This is a genomic window from Chryseobacterium sp. JV274 (genome assembly GCF_903969135.1).
In the GTDB taxonomy this organism is placed as follows: domain Bacteria; phylum Bacteroidota; class Bacteroidia; order Flavobacteriales; family Weeksellaceae; genus Chryseobacterium.
Genome location: NZ_LR824569.1, coordinates 1,691,329 through 1,705,754, shown reverse-complemented (window position 1 = coordinate 1,705,754; position 14,426 = coordinate 1,691,329). Strand labels below are relative to the sequence as shown.

Below are 14,426 nucleotides of genomic sequence, written 5' to 3'. Positions count from 1 at the left end.
AATAGCAAAATTTATAATATGAAAAAAATACTTATTCCATTGGTTGTTTTGGTTCTGGTTGTAGCCTGTAAAAAAGAGGCAGGAAAACCTGTTCCCAATGTGGTTGATTCCATCGCACAAAATAAAACAGACAGTGCAGGTACCGTTCAGAATATTGCTGATAAAGAAGCTGTGTTGAAACAGACCAATGATGAGGTTTTGAAGGCTCTGAAAAATAAGGACTATACCAGTTTTGCTGCCTTGATCCACCCTGAAAAAGGAATCCGTTTTTCAATGTATGCTTTTGTGGATATAAAGGGAGATAAACATTTTTCTAAAGCAGATTTTGAAAAATATCAGCCTACTAAAACACTATTTACCTGGGGAGCACATGACGGTTCAGGAGATCCTTATAAGACAACGGTCAATGATTATCTTGGTAAATGGGTCTTTTCTAAAGATTTTACAGCATCCCAATATTCACTGAATAAATTCATAGGAGGAGGTAATTCCCTGAATAATTTAAAGGAAATTTATCCTAAACATGACTTCACCGAAAACTATATCAAAGGAACCGAAAAAAATGGCGAAATGGATTGGAAAACACTCCGCTTTGTATTTGAAGAATTTCAGGAGAAATATTATCTGATTGCAGTGGTGAATGATCAGTGGACGATTTAAAAATTAGAAGTTAGAAGCCGGTATTTTACTTCCAGCATCCAGCTTCTAACTTCCTTTCTTTGTATTATAAAATTTCAGTCAGTTGGCGGGTTAGGTTTTTTCTTGAGAACTGCTCAATATGCTGAGTGTTTTCGAGAAGATTTCCGTTTTTCCAAAGGATAAATTTTTCAAGAATAAATTTCTTGATAATTTCTGTATCCTGATAACTGAAATGTTTTCCTGCCTGGGTTTCTTCCAGAATTTTTGCAACATCAGCTTTGTCCGGCCCGAATGAAAGAATCTGTTTTCCTGAAGCCAGATATTCAAATATTTTTCCGGGAATGATTCCTTTTGAAGATTCATTTGGGAAATTGGTGATAAGAAGCAGATCTGAATTCTGCATTTCCTCCACCGCTTTTCCATGGGCAAGATATCCAAGGTTCTGAATATGATTTTTCAGACTTGAATTTTCGATAGACTGCAGGATTTTATCATCTATTCTGCCTACAAATTTCAATGTAAAATCAGCTGCAAATTCAGCATTTTCCTTCACCAGTTCATCAAGTGCTTTCCAAAGATTCTCAGGGTTTCTGAGTTGCTCTAAAACACCAATATAACTTAGAGTAAACTGATCTTTACTATTCTGTCCTTTTACTTTACTATCCGAATCACTTTCATCAAATCCGTTCGTAATACAAACAGCATTAGCTCCTGCTTTTCTGAAGTTTTCCGCATCAGTATAGCTTGTAGCCAAAGTGATGTCAGCATTTTTAAATACGGCACTTTCAAGCTGACGGTGTTTCTGATCCGAACTTTTAGTTAGTTTCAGATGTTTGTAATAAGAAATTTCTGTCCATGGGTCGCGGAAATCAGCGATCCATTTCAGACTCGGTATATTATTTTTAAGTCCTAAACCAATCAGGTGAAGCGAGTGGGGAGGACCCGAAGTTACAATCGTATCTATTTTATTTTCTTTCAGGTATTTCTCCAGAAATTTAATGGAAGGTTTTACCCAAAAAACTCTGGCATCAGGAATGAAAAAATTACCTCTCACCCAGATCGAAAGTCTGGATTTCCAGCTTTGATTTTTTCCTACATCAAACTGTCCTGCTTTAAATTTTTTATTGCTTTTATTCAGCTTTTCAGCCAGCTGGTAAGGTTCCCATATCTTGGTTCTTACCATCTCAATATTTTCAGGAACATCTTTCATCAGGGTTTCATCCAGTAATGGATAACTTGGATTTTCCGGAGTATAAATGATAGGTTTCCATCCGAAATCCGGCAGATATTTTGCAAACTTCAGCCATCTTTGAACACCAGGACCTCCCGCAGGAGGCCAGTAATAGGTGATAATCAATATTTTCTTCTGTTCCATTTTTTAATTGATGTCTATGTCATTCTGAATGAAGCGGAGCGCAGTGAAGAATCTCACTCTATCTCTTCATTGAGAAATTTCCAATCCGGATTGAATTCTTTAATTAAGTTTTCTTTCTTTTGACTGGTCCAGCCTTTTATTTGCTTTTCCCTTATTATTGCTGTCTCAATGTCATCAAAATGTTCAAAATATATTAAATAAAAACAATTATATTTTGATGTGAAATTTTTTTCAATAGCTTCTGGATTTTTATGCCAGTATAATCTTTTCTGTAAATCGTTGGTTATAATACTGTCTTTGTTTTATTAGTCAGTATATAGACATAGTAATTATGTGTACCTAACGTTTTCATTTGGGATTCTTCATTACGCTATGCTTCATTCAGAATGACATTGTGCAATATTATATTGTTTTAAGCTTTTTGTTCAGCTAAAATTTCTTTTTTCTTATTCTTGTTCATCCAGAAAATTCCAAATGCAGACAACAGGATGAATAATCCGAATGATAGTAGAGAAAGCCATTTCCCTTTTTCAATTACTTCAGGCTCAAATACCATTCTGATGTGGTGGTTTCCTGCAGGAACATGTACTGCACGAAGTAAGTAATCTGCTTTGATGTACGGAACTTCTTTCTCATCCACCAATACTTTCCAGCCATGAGGGTAATATACTTCAGAGAATACTGCTAATTGCGGAGTCTTCGACTGAGATTTAAATTCAAGTTCGTTAGGCTGGTATTTCGTAAGATTGATAAATGCAGCAGGATCTGCCTGAACCGGTTTGTTGTCAAAATAGGATTTATCAGATGATGCAATAACTGCTGTTTTCTTATTGTCGATAGTCCCGATGGATTTAATTTCCTGATTAGGAGAATCTACAAACTTTAAATCACTTACAAACCATGCATTTCCATTGGCTTTTGGATTAGGAACAACCTGTGGCTGCTCAGGTCCTCCGAAAACCATGTACTTGGCATTTAATAAGTTTAAGATATTAGGTGTTTTTACACTGTCTACATTATTGATGTATTCATTCAGAACATCATCATATCTTCTTAGTTTTACGGCGTGATAACCACCAATTGAAGCTTTAAAATAAGAGGTATTGGTCTCACTTGTCACACCCAGGGTCTGGTTGTAAATTCTGTAGTGAGTTTTGTCTTTTTCAGCGATTGTTTCCAATGTTTTGTTAATATTGACATTGGATAAAATGGATTCCAGATTAGGATTCCCCTGAACTTTTTCAGCCAGCAGATCTGAACTTTCTGTTTGGAAAGGATTTTCAGCAAATATTTTATCTACGTAGTTTTCGTCATTTAAATAACGTTTGTTTACGGTCCATAGATCAAATAAGCTTACTACTCCAATTACTACCAAAGCAATATTCTGATTAAGCTTTTTCTTTAAGGTTAAGAATAAGGCAGTAGCAGTAATCGCTACATAAATAAATGCCTTTATGGCATCTATTCTGAATAGTTTATATCTTTCATCTACAAGATAATCCAGTAGGAAAGGAGGAAAATAAGTTTTTTCGCCTTCTGTAGAAAACCCTAATAATGATTTTCCGAAGATCAAAAGAATTAATAAAAATCCTAAAGTTCCACCTCCTGTATACATAAGAATTTTCTGCTTGTATTCTTCAGTCAGCTCTTCGTCTGTGAAGAATCTGTATAATCCCAAAATGGCAATCAAAGGGAATAATAATTCTACAACTACCAGGATTGAAGAAGGGGCTCTGAATTTATTATAAAACGGAACATAATCAATAAAGAAGTCAGATAATGGCATAAAGTTACTTCCCCAAGCCAGTAAAATAGTCAGGATAGAAGCACCTAAGATCCAGTAACGGTATTTTTTTCTGGCAAAGAAGAATCCTAAAAAAGCAAGGAAACATACAATGGCTCCCTGATAAGCAGGTCCTGAAGTTCCCGGCTGATCTCCCCAGTAGGTCATTCCGCTGAAGCCTTTTGAAATTCTGTCCATTTCAGCCTGTGAACCAACATTTTCCTGAACCAGTTCCTGAACTCTGTTCATCATTTCTTTTCCTTCCGGCTCCTGGCTTCCGCCACCCATCAATCTTGGGATGAAAAGGTTTAAAGTTTCAAGCTGTCCATAGCTCCACATCAGCATACTTTCTTTATCCATTCCGGATTTTCCTGAAGTATGGCTGTCATTATTTAAGATCTGCTTTCCACGAACTGTTTCTTTTACATACTCAGAATTGGCCATGATTCTTTGTGAATTCATTCCAACTCCGATAATGCATGATGCTGCAATAATTCCTGATGAAATAAGGAAATGCTTCATCGGTGTCTTTTTCAGTATTGCTCTGATCAGTTCAGACAAGAATAAAAATCCTAGTGCAAGGAACAGATAATACGTCATCTGCGGGTGATTGGCTGCAATCTGAAGTCCCATAAAAAGGGTAGTAACAATGAACCCCCAGATGTATTGTTTTCTGATATAAACCAGTAAAATTCCGGCTAACAGCGGTGCAAAATACTCAATGGTGTTTACTTTACCATTGTGCCCGGCTGCAATAATGATATAAAAATAGGTTGAAAGTCCGAAGAAAGTGGCCCCTAAGAGCGCATACTTCCAGTTTCTGACTACTACCATTCCCAAAAGGAAAAAACCTGCAAACAGCAGGAAGAGATAATTAACCGGCCTTGGCAGGAAATTCAGATTGCTGTCGATTTTCTTGATGATGTCACCTTTGAACTGGCTTCCCATCTGATAAGTCGGCATTCCCCCAAACATGGAGTCACTCCAATAGGTTTCATTTCCGGTATTCGCTCTATAGTCGAGCAGTTCTTTTGCTCCTCCTCTGTATTGCACAATATCGTGCTGGAAAAGCTGTTTTCCTGTAAATACAGGGGTGGAATATAAAAATGCTAAAACTATAAATACGACTAATGAAGCTGCAATATAAATGAAGTTTTTATTTTTTGCCATGCTGGTTATTATCTTTTATTTCTTGGAATGTTACCTTTTGTCCTTACTCTCTTTCACCTCTTCAAAGTCTACAGTTTCTGCATCCCAGTTAAGGTTCTGTTTGTTATTCTTATTCGAGTCCTGTATATCCTGCTGTCCGTTGTTTTGATTATTGTTATTAAAACGGTAACTATAAAATGTCTTAAAGAAAATCCTTTTCAGAATATTCCAGACAAAGAAAATAATAATGGCAGTGAGTACTAACTCAAGAATGTACTTCATAATGTTAAAATTTAAAGTTCAGGGTTTAAATAATAAACCCTGAATGCATTTAATTCAGTTATTTAGCAGATGGGTTTACCATTACCGATGAATTGGAAACGCTTTTCATAGACTGAGATTGTTTTCCATCTGAAATGGTTTCTATCTGTGTCGTTTTTACGTTGATATTCTGGTTGGTAATCCATCCTGTGCTTTCGTCAAACTTAATGGTTCCGTTCTGAACCAGTTCACTGCTCAGGCTGTGTGTAATAGGTCCCTGAGCTTTCTTTTCAGTCTTCTTAGGAATACCTCCGGTAACGGCAATTTCTGCTGATCCGTTTCCTAAGCTTTTCATTACATAATTGGAAGTTACTTTTACAGCTCCACTTGCATCTGCATTTTCAGAAGTAGACCATTTTTCACCAATTTTTACTCCTTTTTTAGGAATAATCATCAGATTTTTATGGAACTGATCTTTTAATACCTTTTCATTGAATGATTCTTTAAGACTTGCCACAACACTCGCTTTTTGATTGGCATCTTTGATAAGAGTCCCTACTGCATTGGAAACTTTTGTATAAACAGCATCAAATCCTGTAATAGAGATTACATTCCCTTTTGTATCCATTTTCATGGCAAGTTTGTTTCCGGTAAGTGCTTTGTTTACATTCCAGATCATTTTAAGATCATCCTCTTTAGGAAGAGCAAGCTTGGTATCTACCACTACTGTTTTTCCCTGTGCAGACTGAGAATTTCTTTTCGCTACAAGATTAAGGGTCATTTCGTATACATCTCCTTTAATATCATTAACTACAAAGTTCATTTCATCCGTAGATTCACTGGTTGCAGTGATAGATTTTCCCTGAGGATCCGTCATTGTTTTTACATCCCTCTGATAAGTGGTAAGAGGATAAGTTTTCCCTTTTTCAAGCTTAAAAGTCTGTTTGATAACTCCCGCAGAATCTTTGATTGCCGGATTTTCTGCAACTTTTGCCACAGAATCAGCAGGAACTTCTACGGTTACCGTTTTTCCGGTTTTAGGATCTACTTTCGTTATTTTTGCCGTTTCTTTTTTACAAGATACAAGAGCTATTGATGATATAAGCGCAAGCGCTGCAATGTTCTTCATTTGATTTTAACTTTATTTTTTACTACTATTTCTTATTATATTTTCTGCAATATCATACAGTTTCCCCTGAGATTCTCCATCTGACTCATTAGACAGTATAACAACTCCCATATTTTTTGATGGATAGACCTGAAGTACGCTTGAAAAACCAAATGTACCTCCGGTATGAAAAACCATTTGAGTTCCGTCTTCATAGGTATGTACCCTCCAGTACAGTCCGATTCCATCCCCATCACTTTTTACAAGAGGAGTATGGGATATTTTCACATATTTATTGCTTTCATCCAAATGGTACTGCATGTATTTCACGAGATCTCCTGTTGTAGAAAGAATTCCGCCTGCAGGAGCCATAATTGTTGTGAAATTTCTGGGCATTACCTTTCCTTTTTCATTATAGCGAGTCAATAGCTGTGCAGAATTCGTACCAACAATGGTTTGGTTCATTTTCAGAGGCTTTGTAATATACTCTGAAAGCAGATCTTTATAGCTTTTCTGATATACTTTTTCCAGGATATCTCCTGCGATCTGTGTTCCTACATTGGAATATTTATAGTTTGTTCCGGGTACAAAATCTACTTTAGCCTGATGAAGATCTTCATAAAACTTCTTTTTCGAGTAGTTTTTATAAAAATCAGCTAATGCTATGGCAACAGAGTCCATCGGTTTTTTGAATGTTTCAGACTGATCCGGTAAGAACTGAGGTAATCCTGATGAATGATTGGTAAGATTACCGACCGTTATCGGGTGTTTTTCAAATTCAAGATTAGGATAATTCCCGCTAAGATATTTCCGGATATCATCATCTATTTTAATTTTACCGTCTGCTAAAGCATGGGCCAGAAGTGTTCCGGTAAAAGTCTTGGTGATGGATGCGATCTCGTAAACACTTTTGGAGGTCGGAAGTTCTGATTTTCCGATTTCCGTGGTTCCATAATTATAAAAATAACTTTTACCATCTTTGAAAATACCTATTGAGAGCCCTACACGTGCAGGATTCTGCATATAAGTGAGCGCTTCCTTCTGAACAATTTTATCAAGTTCAGTGGTAAGGTGGTTGTCAGTTGTTGTATTTTTTGTCTGTGCATTCAATGCAAATGGTACAAAAAATAATGGTAAAAGCAATTTTATTTTCATGTTTAAGGATTTGGTATAGCAGTCATTTTCTGTCTTACCGCTTCATACAAAATCGCTCCACATGCTACAGAAACATTCAGAGATTGAGTTTTTCCTTCAATAGGAAGTTTTATTTTTTCGTCAGCATGATGCAGAACCTCTTTAGAAATTCCGGTTTCTTCATTCCCCATAACAATAGCACATGGCTCTGTAAGGTTGACATCATAAATTAATTTCTGAGCTTTTTCACTGGCTGCATACACAGAAATTCCGCTTTGCTGAAGGAAATCCACAGCATGAGCCAGGTTGTTTTCTTTACATATTTTAATATTGTAAATAGCACCTGCAGAGGTTTTTATAGCATCAGAATTAATAGGAGCTGCACCCTTTTCCGGAATGATTATAGCATCAACACCTACACATTCTGCCGTTCTGCAGATAGCACCAAAGTTTCTTACATCAGTAAGTCTGTCCAGAATTAAAAGAAAAGGAGTTTTTCCCTGCTCAAATAATTGTGGAACAATATCCTCCACTTTATGAAACGGTACATCCGAAATAAAAGCAACCACACCTTGGTGGTTTTTTCTTGTAAAACGGTTCAGTTTTTCAACCGGAACATAATTGGGACGGATTTTATTTTTCGCTAAAATTGCTTTTAGTTCAGCATAAATAGGACCTTGAAGTGCATTTTGCACAAAGACCTTGTCAATCGTTTTTCCCGCTTCAATTGCTTCAATCACGGGACGCAGCCCGAAAATAAAATCGTCTTTCATTGAAAATTTATTATATAGTTATAGAGTGAATTGTCAATCGTGAATTTTACGTTGTAAGTCAATTTTGGTGTGTAAATATTCACATTTAACCATTGACTTGCGCAGCAAGATTTACTATCTTCCTTTCTCTCCTAAAATTGCTCTTTTCTGCGCCATCACATATCCGTAGTGAAGGCTTTCATGCATGTTGTTGAAGATAATGGCATCCTGAATGCTTTTCAGATCCATCCCAAAACTTGTCGTGTAAGGAGTGTAGTCTGAGAAGAAATCACTGTCATAATCCTTCATTAAAATCTTCGAAGTTTCCGTAAGTAAAAACTCTAAATCTTCTACTTCCGACTTCTGAACATTTAAATTCGGTAAAGTTCCTTTTTTGTAAGTTTCGATCCAATATTTGTCAATACGGAAAGGATTTCCGCTTAGGTAATAATGCAAAAGCTGCTGTGTAGCAACAGTATGAGCAATATTCCAGTAAATATTATTGTTAAAACCATCCGGAATCAGAATCAGATCTTCATGGGATGTGTTCTGAAGGACGTCTAAAACGTTCTTTCTTACCTGTCTGTGCGCTTGAAAATGATAATTCATTTTGCGAAATTTTTAATCACCAAAAATAGTTTAATAAACTGGAAATGACAATTTTTGAGCAGGTGATTAAAGCAAAATTTATATATTTTTATGAAAAAATAGAATAATCTTATTGAGTTTTAAGCTTTCAGCAGTTCTTAACCTTGCATCAATACTGGAATATTTAACAAACTTTAACTCAAAAATGGCATTTATTGTGTTGATTAATGCAAGTATTTATCAGAAATTTACCACTTATTTTAAATCAAGCTATGTCAGAGATATATCAAGCTGAAGATATCCGCCAATTGACGGAAAAAGTAAAAGAAAAAAACTACTTATTTTCTCTTCTGAGACAGGAAATCAACAAAGTTATTATTGGGCAGGATTACATGGTAGACCGTCTTTTGGTAGGGCTTTTGGGGAATGGTCACGTTCTTCTTGAAGGGGTGCCGGGATTGGCTAAAACCCTTGCCATAAAAACGTTGGCAGATGCTGTTCATGGTGAATTTTCAAGAATTCAGTTTACACCGGATTTGCTTCCTGCAGACGTAGTGGGAACCATGATTTACAATATCAAAGACAATGATTTTTCTATAAAAAAAGGTCCTGTATTCGCGAACTTTGTACTGGCAGATGAGATCAACCGTGCGCCGGCAAAAGTGCAGTCGGCTCTTTTGGAGGTAATGCAGGAAAAGCAGGTGACCATTGGTGATGAAACAATGAAGCTGCCGAAGCCGTTCCTGGTATTGGCAACCCAAAACCCCATTGATCAGGAAGGAACTTATTTGCTGCCTGAAGCACAGAGTGACCGTTTTATGTTGAAATGTACCATAGATTATCCTTCTTTTGAAGATGAAAGACAGGTAATGAGAATGGTTTCAACTTCACATCAGCCGACTGTGAAACCTGTGATTTCTCTTCAGGATATTGTAGATGCAAAAGAATTGATCAACCAGATTTACCTGGATGAGAAAATTGAAAAATATATTCTGGATATGGTTTTTGCAACGCGTTATCCGGAAAATTACGGTCTTTCTGATCTTAAAAATTATATCAGCTTTGGGGCGTCTCCAAGAGCATCTATTAACCTTGCTATCGCTTCAAGAGCATATGCATTCCTAAAGGGAAGAGCCTTTGTGATTCCTGAAGATGTAAAAGCATTGGCAAAAGATGTATTGAGACACAGAATAGGCTTGACTTTCGAGGCTGAAGCAGAAGAAGTTTCATCAGAAGAAATCGTTAATAGAATTTTAGCAAAAATCCAGGCCCCGTAATGAGTAATGTACTAATCAGAAAAGCAGTTCTGGAGGACTGTGCTTCCATGCTGGATTTAATTAAAGAGCTGGCGGAATATGAAAAAGCATTGCATGAAGTAACGGTGACGCTGGATGAATTTATTCAGGATGGTTTTGGAGTTACTCCGGTCTGGGGAGCTTTTGTGGCAGAATTTGAAGGTGAAATAGTGGGAATATCGCTGTATTATGACAGATATTCAACATGGAAAGGAAGAAGGCTGTATCTTGAAGATCTTGTTGTGACAGAAAGACTGAGAGGAAAACAGATCGGAAAAATGCTGCTTGATGCTACGCTGGAATATGGAAAATCAAAAAACTACAGTGGAATGGTGTTCCAGGTATTGAACTGGAATGAGCCAGCCATCAATTTTTATAAAAAATACAGTCCGAAGTTTGATAACGAATGGTTGAATGTATCTATTGAGTTGAAAGATTAACTTTAAACCATCATCCCGTATTCAACATTAAACTTTGAATTTTAAACCTTAATTTGGTCTATGCAGATAAAAGATATTGTAAAAAAAGTAAAGCAGATTGAAATCCGTACCAGAAAAAAGACGGAGGCTGCTTTGATGGGGCAATATCACAGCGCTTTTAAAGGGCAGGGGATGACTTTCTCTGAAGTTCGTCCTTACCAGTTTGGAGATGAAATCAGAAGAATCGACTGGAATAAAACTGCAAGATTCCGTGAGCCATTCGTAAAAGTAATGGAGGAAGAAAGGGAATTGACGATGATGATTCTTGTTGATATTTCTGCTTCCATGGATTATGGTACGAAAGTTCAGCTGAAAAGAGAATATGTAGCCGAAATAGCAGCAAGCCTAGGATTTTCAGCAGCCGGAAACAATGATAAAGTAGGATTGATCCTGTTTGCTGATAAAGTATATAAAGTAATTCCTCCTCAAAAAGGAAGAAAACATATTCTTTCCATTATCAGTAATATTCTGACCGCAGATTATGTTCCGGCAGAATCCAGAATAGACAAAGCTATGGAATATATGATGGGGATTTTTAAAAGGAAATCTTTGGTTTTTCTGTTTTCAGATTTTGGAGATGAATATGATTCCAAAATGCTGAGAGTAGCTTCAAAGAAGCATCAGTTGTTGGGAATGAGGATTTATGATGAAAAAGATAATGAAATTCCTGACGTAGGATATGCCCGTTTACTTGATGTGGAAACCGGAAAAGAAATATGGGCCAATACTTCCAGCGCAAGATGGCGGTATACCTTCGCTGAAGCTCAAAAACAAAAGCTGAGAGCTCTGGAAGAAGATTTTGCCAACAGCTCTGCCAGTTTTATGAATATTAATACCGGCTCAGATTATTCAAAATTGTTGTATAATTATTTTCAGAAAAAATAACACGGGCTCAGCTCGTAACTAAAAACATCAGGCATTTGCCTTTATTATTTTAACATTGAGAAAAATACTTTTAATATTATCTTTTCTGATCTGTGCGAATGCTTTTTCACAGATATTATCCTCTAACGTAGAAAAGAAAACCCTTGCTCTTGGAGAAATCAATCATATTACCATAAAGATTGATAATCTTAATGAGCAGCAGGTAACTTCCGCTCCGAAAAATGAACTGCTCCCTTTTCATTTTGAAGAAACCAAAGACAGTATCGGGCAGACGGCCAATTCTTACGAAAGAAAGATTGAATTTGCTGTTTTCGACGAAGGGAAGTTTACTATTCCGGAACTGGAATTCAAAGTAGGAGATAAAGTACTTAAAACTATTCCTTATGAAATAGATGTCATTAATACGGCTCAGAAAGCAGATCAGATCAATGATATCATGAGTAATAAGCAGGTGAAACTTGACGCTAAGGATTATTGGGAGCTTTACAAGTTTTATATTCTGGCAGCACTCGCAGGTATTGCTTTAATCATTGCTATTGTTATGATTGTAAAATGGGGCAGGAAATCCAAAAGTTCTCCGGTAATAGCTACCAATCAGACTTTGAAAGAGCTTGACTCACTTAAAAAGAAAAAATATATTGAAGGAGGAAACTTCCGTTCATTCTATGTTGAACTGATCGATATTTCCAGAACCTTCATTACCAAACAATACCATCTTCCTGCAGATGTTCTTCTTACAGATGACCTTATTGATGTCATGAAAAAGAACAATACAATTTCACAGGACAACGAAAAAATAATAGAGGATGTATTCCTGAGAGGAGATCTGGTGAAATTTGCCAAAACCTTCCCTGATCAAAATACAATGGAAACCGATTTTGCCAATATCAGAGATTTTGTGAAAAGATCATCCAAAGATTTAGAATTCGAAAACTTAAGAAAGGATGTTTAATTTTGAATTTTACAGCCCATGGTTCTTGTTACTTTTTCTATTGTTTATCCCACTTTTAATTAAGGATACCGGAAAACAGAGAAGAAAAGGTATAAAAGTGCCTACCATAAAAAATATGGACCATAGCGATGGAATCCAGGGTGTACTTTTTTTACTGAAAATCTCAAAGTATATTATTCTTTCTGCCTTGATTATTGCCATGGCCAGACCGAGAACGTTTACGATTTCTCAGGACAGGGATGATACAAAAGGAGTAGATATTATGCTGTCCATTGACGTTTCGTTAAGTATGCTTGCAAAGGATCTGAATCCCGACAGAATTACAGCATTGAAAGATATTGCTGTAAAATTTGTTCAGAAACGTCCCAATGACAGAATTGGAGTGGTAGCTTATGCTGCAGAAGCCTTTACCAAAGTTCCGGTTACTTCAGATCATCAGGTGGTGGTTGATGAAATTAAAAACCTGAATTCTGCAGGTCTTGAACCTGGTACGGCTATCGGAGAAGGTCTTTCTGTTGCAGTGAATCATTTGGTTAAAAGTAAAGCAAAAAGTAAAGTGGTGATCCTGATGACGGATGGGGTAAGCAATATCCAGAATGCCATTCCTCCACAGGTTGCAGCTGAGCTGGCAAAAAATAATAATATAAAAGTATATGCAATCGGAATCGGTACCAATGGGTATGCTCTGATGCCGACATCGCAGGACATTTTTGGAGATCTTATCTTTACGGAAACGGAAGTGACTATTGATGAAAATACCTTGAAAGAAATTGCACAGACTACAGGAGGGAAATACTTCAGAGCAACCTCAAACAGTAGTCTGGAAGAAATATATGATGAGATCAACCAGCTGGAAAAATCTGATGTGAAAGTTTCCAAACTGTACAATTATGAAGAATATTTCAAGATATTTCTTTGGATTGCTTTAGGAATGTTGGTATTTGACGCATTATTGAGATGGGTGTTTTATAAAATTTTAAGCTGATGAGTTGGTCTTTAGGAAATTATTGGTATTTATTTTTACTGTTGCTTCTGCCGCTGTTAGCTTTCTTTTTGATCCGTTTCTTACAATGGAGAAACAAAAAAAGAGAAATTTTTGCAGCCAGCCAGTTTCACGATAACTTATTTGAAAAGAGATCAGGATTCACGAAGTTTTTTCCTGCATTATATTTATTAGGAACATTGTTTCTGATATTTTCCATCATTGATCTTTTGAATGGTTCAGAAGAGGTGAAAAGTACCCAGAAACTGAACAATGTGATCTTTATGCTGGATGTATCCAATTCTATGAATGCTGAGGATATAGACCCAAGCCGCCTTGCAGAAGCTAAAAACCTGATGACGGCTACAATGAAGAAAATGAATAATGACAAGGTGGGTATTGTCATCTTTGCCGGACATGCAATGTCTATCATGCCTCTTACCACAGATTATAATTCTGCAGAGACTTATATCAGCGGGATTGAAACCAATTCTATGCAGATTCAGGGGACGGATTTTCTAAAAGGGATGCAGGCTGCCGCGGATAAATTTAAAAATGTAAGCAAAGGATCAAGAAAAGTAATCTTGCTGAGTGATGGTGAAGATAACGAAGGGAACGATAATGCAGCGATAAGACTGGCAAATAAAGAGGGTATAAGCGTTACTTCTGTAGGAATTGGTACCGACGAAGGAGCCCCGGTTCCGGAATATGTATTTGGGCAGCTGATGGGGTACAAAACAGATGTGAACGGTGGAACAGTTATTTCAAAGAGACAGACTGAAGCCTTAAAGAAAATGGCAGAATCTACAGACGGAACTTATATTGATGGCAATAATATCAATGAAGCTCCGGACAGAATTGTTGATGCAGTCAATAAAAAGTCTGCAGGTGCTGAAACCATGGTGAAATCACAGAATGCCAATCATTATTATCAATATTTCCTTGGAGTATCTATTCTGTTTTTCTTTTTAATTTATATTTTTAATCCGAAAAAGGATTTTAATGTGTAGATTTCCCTTATTTATAGAAGAAATTCTACAAGTA

15 protein-coding genes are annotated in these 14,426 nt (G+C 36.5%); 7 read left to right on the top strand and 8 right to left on the bottom strand.

Annotated elements, in window-relative coordinates; genetic code table 11:
* Positions 1-18: 18 nt before the first annotated feature.
* Positions 19-660, top strand: a complete 642-nt coding sequence (locus CHRYMOREF3P_RS07940) for a hypothetical protein (protein WP_180564333.1) — start codon at positions 19-21, stop codon at positions 658-660.
* Between the two features lie 64 nt (positions 661-724).
* Here the strand turns inward: CHRYMOREF3P_RS07940 and CHRYMOREF3P_RS07935 are convergent, their stop codons facing one another.
* From CHRYMOREF3P_RS07935 to CHRYMOREF3P_RS07900, 8 genes are all read right to left on the bottom strand, one after another.
* Positions 725-2,014 carry a glycosyl transferase family 1 gene (locus tag CHRYMOREF3P_RS07935; RefSeq protein WP_077418333.1) on the bottom strand — a complete coding sequence of 430 codons (1,290 nt, stop codon included), beginning with the start codon at positions 2,012-2,014 and terminating at the stop codon, positions 725-727.
* 53 nt (positions 2,015-2,067) lie between these two features.
* Entirely contained in the window at positions 2,068-2,250 is a 183-nt protein-coding gene (locus CHRYMOREF3P_RS24315) for a GIY-YIG nuclease family protein (protein WP_317169714.1), read from the bottom strand.
* A gap of 176 nt (positions 2,251-2,426) precedes the next feature.
* On the bottom strand, positions 2,427-4,967 hold the full coding sequence (locus CHRYMOREF3P_RS07925; RefSeq protein WP_180564332.1) for a YfhO family protein: 2,541 nt from the start codon (positions 4,965-4,967) through the stop codon (positions 2,427-2,429).
* Between the two features lie 30 nt (positions 4,968-4,997).
* On the bottom strand, positions 4,998-5,228 hold the full coding sequence (locus CHRYMOREF3P_RS07920) for a hypothetical protein (RefSeq protein ID WP_047387482.1): 231 nt from the start codon (positions 5,226-5,228) through the stop codon (positions 4,998-5,000).
* Positions 5,229-5,286: 58 nt separating this feature from the next.
* Entirely contained in the window at positions 5,287-6,336 is a 1,050-nt protein-coding gene (locus CHRYMOREF3P_RS07915) for a DUF6263 family protein (RefSeq protein ID WP_077418337.1), read from the bottom strand.
* A 12-nt stretch (positions 6,337-6,348) separates the two neighbouring features.
* The gene (locus tag CHRYMOREF3P_RS07910) at positions 6,349-7,470 is read right to left on the bottom strand and encodes a serine hydrolase domain-containing protein (protein WP_180564331.1); all 1,122 of its coding nucleotides are present in this window, start codon (positions 7,468-7,470) and stop codon (positions 6,349-6,351) included.
* A gap of 2 nt (positions 7,471-7,472) precedes the next feature.
* The gene (gene rlmB / locus CHRYMOREF3P_RS07905) at positions 7,473-8,222 is read right to left on the bottom strand and encodes a 23S rRNA (guanosine(2251)-2'-O)-methyltransferase RlmB (protein WP_077418341.1); all 750 of its coding nucleotides are present in this window, start codon (positions 8,220-8,222) and stop codon (positions 7,473-7,475) included.
* Positions 8,223-8,336: 114 nt separating this feature from the next.
* Positions 8,337-8,810 (bottom strand): DinB family protein, encoded by a 474-nt coding sequence (locus CHRYMOREF3P_RS07900; protein ID WP_180564330.1) that lies wholly within the window; start codon positions 8,808-8,810, stop codon positions 8,337-8,339.
* 251 nt (positions 8,811-9,061) lie between these two features.
* Here CHRYMOREF3P_RS07900 and CHRYMOREF3P_RS07895 point away from each other — a divergent pair, with 251 nt between their 5' ends.
* The 6 genes from CHRYMOREF3P_RS07895 to CHRYMOREF3P_RS07870 are packed head-to-tail and all read left to right on the top strand — an operon-like array spanning position 9,062 to position 14,392.
* Positions 9,062-10,066: an AAA family ATPase gene (locus CHRYMOREF3P_RS07895; protein ID WP_077418735.1), complete on the top strand. Its 1,005-nt coding sequence runs from the start codon at positions 9,062-9,064 to the stop codon at positions 10,064-10,066.
* Entirely contained in the window at positions 10,066-10,524 is a 459-nt protein-coding gene (locus CHRYMOREF3P_RS07890; RefSeq protein ID WP_180564329.1) for a GNAT family N-acetyltransferase, read from the top strand. The genes CHRYMOREF3P_RS07895 and CHRYMOREF3P_RS07890 overlap by 1 nt, the downstream gene beginning before the upstream one ends.
* Before the next feature lie 60 nt (positions 10,525-10,584).
* A complete protein-coding gene (locus CHRYMOREF3P_RS07885; protein WP_047378531.1) occupies positions 10,585-11,448 on the top strand; it encodes a DUF58 domain-containing protein in 864 nt (287 codons plus the stop codon).
* Between the two features lie 55 nt (positions 11,449-11,503).
* Positions 11,504-12,400: a BatD family protein gene (locus CHRYMOREF3P_RS07880; protein WP_180564328.1), complete on the top strand. Its 897-nt coding sequence runs from the start codon at positions 11,504-11,506 to the stop codon at positions 12,398-12,400.
* On the top strand, positions 12,393-13,385 hold the full coding sequence (locus CHRYMOREF3P_RS07875; protein WP_077418346.1) for a VWA domain-containing protein: 993 nt from the start codon (positions 12,393-12,395) through the stop codon (positions 13,383-13,385). Before CHRYMOREF3P_RS07880 ends, CHRYMOREF3P_RS07875 begins: the two co-directional genes overlap by 8 nt.
* The gene (locus CHRYMOREF3P_RS07870; protein ID WP_077418348.1) at positions 13,385-14,392 is read left to right on the top strand and encodes a vWA domain-containing protein; all 1,008 of its coding nucleotides are present in this window, start codon (positions 13,385-13,387) and stop codon (positions 14,390-14,392) included. Before CHRYMOREF3P_RS07875 ends, CHRYMOREF3P_RS07870 begins: the two co-directional genes overlap by 1 nt.
* Positions 14,393-14,426 lie beyond the last annotated feature (34 nt).

Excerpts from the sequence above, each read along its gene's own strand:
- rlmB (WP_077418341.1), bottom strand. The coding sequence starts at position 8,222 with ATGAAAGACGATTTTATTTTCGGGCTGCGTCCCGTGATTGAAGCAATT.
- CHRYMOREF3P_RS07895 (WP_077418735.1), top strand. The coding sequence starts at position 9,062 with ATGTCAGAGATATATCAAGCTGAAGATATCCGCCAATTGACGGAAAAA.
- CHRYMOREF3P_RS07885 (WP_047378531.1), top strand. The coding sequence starts at position 10,585 with ATGCAGATAAAAGATATTGTAAAAAAAGTAAAGCAGATTGAAATCCGT.
- CHRYMOREF3P_RS07870 (WP_077418348.1), top strand. The coding sequence starts at position 13,385 with ATGAGTTGGTCTTTAGGAAATTATTGGTATTTATTTTTACTGTTGCTT.
- CHRYMOREF3P_RS07900 (WP_180564330.1), bottom strand. The coding sequence starts at position 8,810 with ATGAATTATCATTTTCAAGCGCACAGACAGGTAAGAAAGAACGTTTTA.
- CHRYMOREF3P_RS07875 (WP_077418346.1), top strand. The coding sequence starts at position 12,393 with ATGTTTAATTTTGAATTTTACAGCCCATGGTTCTTGTTACTTTTTCTA.
- CHRYMOREF3P_RS07910 (WP_180564331.1), bottom strand. The coding sequence starts at position 7,470 with ATGAAAATAAAATTGCTTTTACCATTATTTTTTGTACCATTTGCATTG.
- CHRYMOREF3P_RS07935 (WP_077418333.1), bottom strand. The coding sequence starts at position 2,014 with ATGGAACAGAAGAAAATATTGATTATCACCTATTACTGGCCTCCTGCG.
- CHRYMOREF3P_RS07940 (WP_180564333.1), top strand. The coding sequence starts at position 19 with ATGAAAAAAATACTTATTCCATTGGTTGTTTTGGTTCTGGTTGTAGCC.
- CHRYMOREF3P_RS07925 (WP_180564332.1), bottom strand. The coding sequence starts at position 4,967 with ATGGCAAAAAATAAAAACTTCATTTATATTGCAGCTTCATTAGTCGTA.
- CHRYMOREF3P_RS07915 (WP_077418337.1), bottom strand. The coding sequence starts at position 6,336 with ATGAAGAACATTGCAGCGCTTGCGCTTATATCATCAATAGCTCTTGTA.
- CHRYMOREF3P_RS07920 (WP_047387482.1), bottom strand. The coding sequence starts at position 5,228 with ATGAAGTACATTCTTGAGTTAGTACTCACTGCCATTATTATTTTCTTT.
- CHRYMOREF3P_RS07890 (WP_180564329.1), top strand. The coding sequence starts at position 10,066 with ATGAGTAATGTACTAATCAGAAAAGCAGTTCTGGAGGACTGTGCTTCC.